Source organism: Streptomyces sp. BF23-19 (assembly GCF_041106355.1).
GTDB classification, from domain to species: domain Bacteria; phylum Actinomycetota; class Actinomycetes; order Streptomycetales; family Streptomycetaceae; genus Streptomyces; species Streptomyces virginiae_A.
In genome coordinates this window covers 49756-57553 of the sequence record NZ_JBGBPT010000057.1, presented here as the reverse complement: position 1 = coordinate 57553, position 7798 = coordinate 49756, and the positions used below count along the sequence as shown (strand labels likewise).

At 70.6% G+C, this 7798-nt stretch carries 10 protein-coding genes; 7 read left to right on the top strand and 3 right to left on the bottom strand.

Annotation, left to right across the window (positions count from 1 at the left end; all coding sequences use genetic code 11):
• The 4 genes from AB8A24_RS28375 to AB8A24_RS28360 form a co-directional block, all read left to right on the top strand.
• Window positions 1-561 (top strand): LuxR C-terminal-related transcriptional regulator (locus tag AB8A24_RS28375; RefSeq protein WP_369477960.1); only part of this gene is annotated, 561 nt, incomplete at its 5' end.
• Window positions 562-724: 163 nt separating this feature from the next.
• Window positions 725-922 carry a hypothetical protein gene (locus AB8A24_RS28370; protein ID WP_030717589.1) on the top strand — a complete coding sequence of 66 codons (198 nt, stop codon included), beginning with the start codon at window positions 725-727 and terminating at the stop codon, window positions 920-922.
• A 159-nt stretch (window positions 923-1081) separates the two neighbouring features.
• The gene (locus tag AB8A24_RS28365; RefSeq protein ID WP_030717592.1) at window positions 1082-1543 is read left to right on the top strand and encodes a hypothetical protein; all 462 of its coding nucleotides are present in this window, start codon (window positions 1082-1084) and stop codon (window positions 1541-1543) included.
• 146 nt (window positions 1544-1689) lie between these two features.
• Window positions 1690-2523 carry an SDR family oxidoreductase gene (locus AB8A24_RS28360; RefSeq protein ID WP_369477959.1) on the top strand — a complete coding sequence of 278 codons (834 nt, stop codon included), beginning with the start codon at window positions 1690-1692 and terminating at the stop codon, window positions 2521-2523.
• Between the two features lie 110 nt (window positions 2524-2633).
• Here the strand turns inward: AB8A24_RS28360 and AB8A24_RS28355 are convergent, their stop codons facing one another.
• Together AB8A24_RS28355 and AB8A24_RS28350 are read right to left on the bottom strand one after the other, a co-directional pair.
• Entirely contained in the window at window positions 2634-3344 is a 711-nt protein-coding gene (locus AB8A24_RS28355; RefSeq protein WP_369477958.1) for a class F sortase, read from the bottom strand.
• A complete protein-coding gene (locus AB8A24_RS28350; protein WP_328960183.1) occupies window positions 3341-4165 on the bottom strand; it encodes a hypothetical protein in 825 nt (274 codons plus the stop codon). Before AB8A24_RS28350 ends, AB8A24_RS28355 begins: the two co-directional genes overlap by 4 nt.
• A gap of 775 nt (window positions 4166-4940) precedes the next feature.
• On the opposite strand from AB8A24_RS28350, the gene AB8A24_RS28345 reads away from it, so the two are divergent.
• Window positions 4941-5501, top strand: a complete 561-nt coding sequence (locus AB8A24_RS28345) for a hypothetical protein (RefSeq protein WP_328960182.1) — start codon at window positions 4941-4943, stop codon at window positions 5499-5501.
• A gap of 228 nt (window positions 5502-5729) precedes the next feature.
• Window positions 5730-5969, top strand: coding sequence for a chaplin (locus AB8A24_RS28340; RefSeq protein ID WP_328960181.1), 240 nt, complete (start codon window positions 5730-5732; stop codon window positions 5967-5969).
• Window positions 5970-6039: 70 nt separating this feature from the next.
• Here AB8A24_RS28340 and AB8A24_RS28335 read toward each other — a convergent pair whose 3' ends face one another.
• Complete coding sequence (locus AB8A24_RS28335) at window positions 6040-6783, bottom strand: carbonic anhydrase (protein ID WP_369477957.1); 744 nt, start codon at window positions 6781-6783, stop codon at window positions 6040-6042.
• A gap of 318 nt (window positions 6784-7101) precedes the next feature.
• Between AB8A24_RS28335 and AB8A24_RS28330 the strand changes: the two genes are divergently transcribed.
• Window positions 7102-7752 (top strand): hypothetical protein, encoded by a 651-nt coding sequence (locus AB8A24_RS28330; RefSeq protein WP_266480200.1) that lies wholly within the window; start codon window positions 7102-7104, stop codon window positions 7750-7752.
• The last annotated feature ends 46 nt before the right edge of the window (window positions 7753-7798 follow it).

The window sequence follows — 7798 nt, the reverse complement described above, 5'->3', positions numbered from 1 at the left end:
CGCGCCGCGGACGCGGCGCGGGCACTGGCCGGTGTACCGGCGGACGACGGCGTCCCGACGCCGGTACGGGCCCACGCGTGCCTGCTCCGCGCGCGGATCGCCGAGGCGCGGGGCGACTCCCCGCAGGCGCACCGGTGCCTCGGCGAGGCGCTGGCGCTCGCCCGCCCCGAGGAACTGCGCCGGATGTTTACCGAGAGCGGTCCCTGGGTGCGCCGAACCCTGCGCGAGGACCCGCGGACGGCACGGTCGCACGGCTGGCTGACCTCCCGCGCCCCGGCCCGTACGGCCCGTGCATCCGGTGCGGCCGGTACGGCACGTACGGCACGTACGGCGCGCACGCCGCAGGCCGACGGGCAGCCACCCGTGGTGGAACCGCTGAGCGCGCGGGAGACCGAGGTGCTGGGCAAGGCCGCGGAACTGCTGTCCACCGAGGAGATCGCGACCGAGCTGTACGTGTCGGCCAACACGGTCAAGACCCACCTGAAGAGCATCTACCGCAAGCTCGGCGTCACCCGGCGCAGCGAGGCGGTCCACCGGGCGCAGGACCTCGGGATGCTCTGAGCCGCGCGGGGCGGGGGCCGCCTGGGGAGGGTTTCTCGCCCGCACCGGGCGATGTCGAGCCCCGGGCCGGGGGCCCACGATGGCGGTGGAGGCCGGAAGCGGTCCGGGCTCTCGCACCGGCCCGGGCCCCGAAGCCTTCGTGCCGAGAGGAGAGAGTGCTCTCATGCGCTACGAATTCCGTATCTCGGGGGTCGTACCGGACACGCTCGCCGCGAGCTTTCCCGAGCTCGCCCGGATCCCCGTACCTGAGCAGACGCTCCTGTTCGGCAGCGTGGCGGACGAGGCCCACCTGTACGGGCTCCTCACCCGCTTCCAGTCCCTGGGCCTGCGAGTGCTCGAAATGCGCCGGCTGCCCGCCTGAGCGGGAGCCGCCCCGTGCGCCCGGGCGAAGACCACCCGCTTCGGGTGATCACAGGAACCGGACCACCGGACGACACTGCGATGTGGGCACCGAAGCCTGTGACCGACGAGCCGGAGCAGGACGGTCCTGCGCTGTATCGCCAACTGTGAGGTGAATTCCATGGGCCAGCCGACACCGACCGGGGGAAACTGGAACACCGGCCCTGCGCCGGGCAACACACCGCTGTACCCAAGCGGCGACAGCCAGGGCGCGGGGAACGTGGGCACGCTGTTCGCCGCCGTCCTCCTCCTGGTGACCGGCTGCCTCGCGGTGTTCCAGGGCATCGCGGCCATCGCCAACGACGACGTCTACGCGCGCATCGGCAGCTACGTCTTCGAATTCGACCTCACGGCGTGGGGTTGGATCCATCTGATCGTCGGGATCATCGTCATCCTCACCGGGGTGGGCCTGTTCGCCGGCTCGAACCTGGCGCGGGGCGCCGGTATCGCACTCGCCGGTATCAGCGTGATCCTCAACTTCATGTGGCTGCCGTACCAGCCGTGGTGGTCGATCATCATCATCGCGATCGACGTGTTCATCATCTGGGCCCTGTGCACGAGTTGGACGCACGCCACCGACTGACGCGAGGCATCTGCGGCACCCGATCCGGTGACGGGTCGGGTGCCGCCGTATGCCCGCCGGCTCGGCCCGGCGCCTCCTTGACCTCAACCATGATCGAGGTTCTAGCGTGTCCGTCAGTTGATCATCCGACGAAGGGACACCCGCCCATGATCCTCGTGACCGGAGCCACCGGAAACATAGGCAGTGCCCTGCTGAAGGAACTGCGCGCACGCGGAGCCGGACCGCTGAGGGGGCTCACCCGGGATGCCGCACGAGCCGTCCTGCCCGAGGGCGTCGAGGCCGCGGAGGGCGACCTCACGGATCCGGGGACGTCGAAGTCCGCGCTGGAAGGAGTGCGTTCGCTGTTCCTCGTCTCGCGCCTGGGACCGGACGCCGACATCCTCGAAGCCGCTCGTTCGGCGGGTGTGGAGCACGTCGTCCTGGTGTCCTCCATCACCGTTCAGACCCACCCGCACCTCGGCCCCGCCGTCGAGAACCTGGAGGTGGAGCGGCTGCTGAAGGCGAGCGGCATGGCCTGGACGATCCTGCGGCCGACGCAGTTCGCCTCCAACACCCTGATGTGGGCCACCACCATCCGTGACCACGAGACCGTCCGCGCGCCGTACGCCGGGACCGCGCTGCCGACCATCCACCCCGCGGACATCGCGTCGGTGGCGCGGGTGGCACTGACCGAACCCGGTCATCACGGACGCACCTACGCGCTGACCGGTCCCGAGCCGGTGACCGCCCGCGAGCAGGTCGCGGCCATCGCGGCGGCCCTGGGCAGGGAGGTGCCCTTCGCCGAGATCAGCCGCGAGCAGGCCCACGCGCGGATGGCCGCGGTCTTCGGCGCCGACGCCGCGGACGCGGTGCTCGACGTCACGGGCGGCGACGTGAACGAGGAACTGCTGAGGGTGCGCGACACGGTCGCCCGGGTCACGGGAATGCCGGCCCGCCCGTTCCGGCAGTGGGCCGCGGAGCACGCCGACGCCTTCCACTGAACGAGTGCGCTGCGGGATGCTCATCCGGCGGACGGCGGACGGCGGACGGGCCCGCCGGCCGCAGTGGGGTCCTGCGGCCGACGGGCGTGTTCCCGGCCCCGTGGTCCTGGTTACGCGGCGCCCGTCATGCGGGCGTACACCACCACATTGCTGTCGTAGTAGTGCTTCTTGGGGTCGAAGTTGCCGCCGCAGGTGACCAGCCGCAGGCCCGCGTGGTCGATGTTCTTGTAGACCTCCAGAGTCGGGAACTCGGCCTTCGGGTACTCGGCGACGCGGTCCACCGTGAACGTGACCGTCTTGCCGTCCTGCCGGGTGACCTTGATGGTGTCACCGCCCTTCATCGTCTTCAGCTTCTCGAACACCGCGGACGCCCCGTTCCACGTGACATGCCCGGCGATCACGGCCGGTCCCTGGGAGCCGGGGGTCGGCCCCGGCTCGTACCAGCCCGCGAGCGCGGGATCCTTCGGGGTCTGCATGGTGCCGTCGGAGTTCTGCTGCAGGGTCTCCAGGGAACTGGACACGTTGAGCGAGGGGATCGAGATCTTCTGCGGCGCGGACCGGGCCAGGGCCTGCTCGGCCCGGCCCGAGCCCGCGCCCGTACCCGTGCTCCCACCGCTCTGCGATCCGGCCGCGGGCGCCTTCCCGGTGGGCGGAGCGGCGTCAGCCGCGGCCGGCGCCCCGCCCTGCTGGTTCTGCCCCGCCGGGGCGGGGGGCTTCGCCGCGTTCTGGCCGCCACACCCGGTGAGGAGCAGCCCCGCGAGGGCGACGGCCGCCAGCGGGCCCAGGGTCAGGCGGCGGGACCGCATGAGGGTCGGCTTCACGCGCCGCCCCCGGTGGTCTCCCGGCGGACGGGCCCGACGCCGGCTCGCTTCCGCCCGATGATCACCGCGCCGGCCACCACCGCGAGGACGGTGATCGCCACACCGTCGCGCACCGTCACCGGCGCCGCCGCGTGCTCCGCCGTACCGCCGCCGGTCTCGATGCCGCCCACGGGAATCGATCCCACGGCCGCGCCCTTGACCTCTCCGCAGTTGGTCGGAGCGGTGGCCTCCTGGGGCAGCTTCGGGTCGAGCTCGCTCTTGCCCGCGCCCTCGAAGTCGTACTTCTTGTTCTTGTTGCGGTCGATACCGTGCTGCACCACATGCAGGTCCTTGATGTGGTCGACCACATCCTGGCCGACCTCGATCGTCCGCTTGTAGCGGATCGTGCCCTTCGCGTCGGCGACGGGCATGCGCAACACATCGAGGCCGCTGGTGGGCTTGGTGTCGCCGCCCGTGGTCAGCGAGATGTTGATGTCGCCGTAGTCATGCGTGGCCTCGGTGTTGCTGAGGACCCCGTCGCCATCGGTGTCGTCGGTCGCGTCCGGGCAGTGGAAGTCGTGCCCCTTGGTCGAACCGTGCAGATGCTGGGCCGAGGGCTGCCCCGGCACCATGCCCTTGGACTCGATCTGCACGGTCAGCTGCTTGCCCTTGAGGGTGAGCATGACCGTACCGCTGGAGCCTGATGCGTTCAGCTGCGCAAGGTCGATCTGGTACGCCTTTCCGCCCTCGGCGAGAGCTGGTCCGGAAAGGCCGAGGCTCAGGACCACGGCGGCGGGTATGGCGGCGAGAACCACGTGGCGACCGGTGCGCTTGACTATCACATTCGCTCCTGTTCCGTGGATCCCCAGGACGGGAATCGCAGATCGTACGGGATTTAGGCGAGGCCCTGGAGAGGCTCTCGCTCATCCTTCGTTGCCCCAACGCCTGCGGATGGGTGCCCATTTGAAAAATCTCAGGTGGCTTGTTCCGACTGTGTTCGACGGAGTCGTTCCGAAACCGGCGCAATTCCGCGTGCGGTGCACGTCGGAACGCGCTCGGGCGGTAGCCGGATCATCGCGTCGGCCAGGATGTGGCGCGAGGCGGTATCCCCGAAAGCCGCACGTCGGCGGCATGCAGCAGGCCGCAGTGGGGCCTGTGCGGAGCGGCTGGGAATGCGATGTGCAAACGCGCAGCCGCATACGCAGGGAGGAGGTCGGGGAATCCCTCCTCCCTGCGTCCGAGTCAGCCCGACACCGCCCATGGACACAGGCTGCGGCGGGGCCGACCGCGTCAGGTGAAGGAGTCTGAACTCGGTCTCTCCGGAAGTAATCTGACCGCTATCAATTCGAGTCTGCCGCATCTACACACGCGCATCCACCGCCTTAGACATCATTCCGGTCACCGACGGGTGGCATCATCCCCGTCGACGGTTCCGGCTCGGTCCCGACCTTTCTAGTCGTCCGGGCGGCGACAGGGCGAATAGTTGACCTCTGATGCTAAGAAATGCCATCAGCCCTGCGCCGGGCAGGACGCCTGGAGGACGAGCAGGCCGTGCTCACCAGTAGGTCCTCGGGGGTCGTACCGGAGCGGTCCACGAGACGCCTAGCATCACACTTCATGATCACACTGGTCGCCACCATCGTCCTGGCGTTCGTCGGCTACACCGTGACCTACCTCAACGGCCTGCGGCTGGCGCAGCGGCAGGAGCGGCTCTCGCGGGTCAATCGACAGCTCAGCGAGCTCTACGGACCGCTGTTCGCCCTCACGGAGGCCAACAGCCGCATCTTCGGCGCGTTCTTGGAGCGCAACGCCCGGTCCGACGGCCGGTCGCCCTTCGTCCACGAGTTGCCGCCCACCGAGGAGGAGCTCGCCGAGTGGCGGCTGTGGGTCAAGACCGTCTTCCTTCCGAACATCCAACGGATGCGCGACCTCGTCATCAAGCACGCCGACCTCCTGAGCGAATCGCGGATGCCGCCGATCCTGCTGCAGCTCTGCGCCCACGTCTCCGGCTACGAGATCACGGTCGCCCGGTGGGAGCAGGGGAGTTACGGCGAGCACCAGTCCGTGGTGCCCTTCCCCAGCGAGGAGATAGCCGCCTACGCGCGGCACGGGTTCACCGGTCTGAAGCGCGAGCAGGGGCGGCTGCTCGGGCGACGGCGGAACGCCGACGGAGCCTGACGGCCACGCTTCCCTCTCGATCGCGTAGATCCGACGCGCGGGCGGGGCGGCCACCGGAGCTCGACGGCGCTTCCGTACCCCCGAACGGAGGCGCGGGGCCACCTATTCGAGGGAACCGGGCGCCTTGACCCAGGGCGGGAGGCCATCAGCTGCCGAAGGAAAGGGCGACGACCCCGCTCGGGGCCGTGCGGTGCTTCGGCACCGCTGTGCGGTGACAAGGAGATTCACGTGTCGCGTGTTCTGAAGAGTGCGGGTCTGGCCCTGGTGCTCGGCCTGGCGGTCATGGGCGGTGCGTCCTCGGCGTCGGCTGACGCCACCGCGGAGGGCATCGCGGCAGGCTCGCCCGGTGTGCTGTCGGGCAACGTGATCCAGATCCCGGTCCACATTCCGATCAACCTGTGCGGCAACAGCATCAACGTGATCGGCGCGCTCAACCCGACTGCCGGCAACGTCTGCGTCAACGCCTGAAGCTCGTGAACCGTGGCCCATCCCGGTCGCAGGCTCGACCGGGATGGGCCCGCACGCGGCGGCACCGCCGTCAGGCCAGGGTGCGTACGTGCTGGTCGCGGAGCTCGTAGCGGGCCGCGAGCACGGCGAGTTCGCCCGTCGCCACCTTCCCGGCGAGGTCGGGTTCGGCCGCGAGCCGGCTGCGGACGTTGCGCACATGCGCATTGATCGTCGCGTCGACGCGGGCCTCGCCCTGCCGACTGTGATCGATGGACGGCCGTATCTGATCGGCCAGGTACTGGACATGAGCGGGGAGCGGTTCGCCCGACTCGTCGGCGCGGACCGCGGCGGCGACCGCTCCGCACGACTGATGGGCCAGGACGAGCACGAGCGGTACGCGTAGTTCCAGGACCCCGTACGCGATGCTCCCCAGAACCGCCTCGTCCAGCACCTCGCCCGCCGACCGCACGGTCAGCAGGTCCCCCAGCCCTTGGTCGAAGACCAGCTCGGGCGGAACGCGGGAATCGACGCAGCCCAGCACGATCGCGAAGGGCTGCTGGCCCCGGGCGAGCCGGCGGCGCAGGGGCGCGGACTCGTGCGGGTGCTCCTGGTCCTGGGCCCGCCACCGCTGGTTGCCGGCCGCCAGCCGGCGCAGGGCCTGCGCGGGGGTGGTCACGGGCTCGGCGCTCTCCGGATCCCACGAGCCGGCGAAGGCGGGAAAGGCCGCGCTGAGGGTCAGGCCCGCTCCGGCGGCCGCAGCCGTGCCCGCCACCGCGGTGCGCAACAAGGCGCGGCGGCTGTGCGGAGCAGGGGTGGTTCGTATGTTCGAAGACATGGCCGGACCGTAACCCGCCATTCCCGTACGGGAGTTGGTCCGAAGGCCACAATGGCGGGATCCGCGCGCGGGCAGGCCGGATGGGGCCGGGATCTTCTCAGTATGCGGTCACCACATGCGGGCACCACATGCGGGCACCGCGCGAGCGGTGGGGCGCAGTGGGGCCGTACGGTCACGGACGATGCCGGCTCCCGCACGATGCCCCAGCCGAATCCGCCCCGTTCGCTTCCCGGCCGCCGGGCCCGTCCGACCATCGGCATTTCGGCCGACCCGGCCCCACGTGCGAGGCTTGCCCGGCACCCGGGAGGAGACAACACGATGCACACGCCGAGCCGGCCCGAAGACCTCGAACACCCCGAACTGCTGTGGGCCAGGGCGGTGACCATGGCCATGGTCGACACCGCGTGCTCCACCAGTACCGAGTTCGCCCTCGACGACGACGGTCTGTGGTGCCACTCCACCGGCGGGGACGGCTGGTGGCGCCTGACCCTGGTGGACGAGGGGCACGCGGTGTTCTGCGGCCAGGACCCCGACGGCAGCCACACCCATGTCGACGGGGAGCAGATCGACTTCCTCGCGGGCGGCCCCGACTGGCTGCCCTGGGACCTCCTGCGCGACGACGCCGCCGGGAACCTCTTCGGCTTCGTCTACTGGTGGGAGAACGGCGCGTGGCACCGCATCCCCTACCCGGACGAGGTGCGGGAGGACGGACTGGACGGGGCCGCGGCCTGGGTGGGCGCGGACGAGGAGGAGTTCCTCGGACTCACCGTGTCCTCGTTCGACGCCCCGTGGGCGCGGCAGCGGAGCCTGACCGATGCCGTCGCCCGGTTCGCGGCACTGGCACGGGAACGCAAGGCCGACGCGGGCGCCGTGGCGGCACTGCTGGCGGCGGCCCACACCGAAGGCCGCCCGGCTCCGCGCCTCGACGCGGCACTCGACCTCGCCACCCGTGCGGGCATCCTCTCCTAGAGGTCTCGAACCACGGTCGTCGGCCCGCCGCGCGTCATGTGCGGCG

What these genes read in the sequence shown, in the direction of transcription:
- AB8A24_RS28360 (WP_369477959.1), top strand. Translation starts at nt 1,690, where the DNA reads ATGATCCTCGTGACCGGAGCCACCGGAAACATAGGCAGTGCCCTGCTG.
- AB8A24_RS28370 (WP_030717589.1), top strand. Translation starts at nt 725, where the DNA reads ATGCGCTACGAATTCCGTATCTCGGGGGTCGTACCGGACACGCTCGCC.
- AB8A24_RS28335 (WP_369477957.1), bottom strand. Translation starts at nt 6,783, where the DNA reads ATGTCTTCGAACATACGAACCACCCCTGCTCCGCACAGCCGCCGCGCC.
- AB8A24_RS28345 (WP_328960182.1), top strand. Translation starts at nt 4,941, where the DNA reads ATGATCACACTGGTCGCCACCATCGTCCTGGCGTTCGTCGGCTACACC.
- AB8A24_RS28330 (WP_266480200.1), top strand. Translation starts at nt 7,102, where the DNA reads ATGCACACGCCGAGCCGGCCCGAAGACCTCGAACACCCCGAACTGCTG.
- AB8A24_RS28365 (WP_030717592.1), top strand. Translation starts at nt 1,082, where the DNA reads ATGGGCCAGCCGACACCGACCGGGGGAAACTGGAACACCGGCCCTGCG.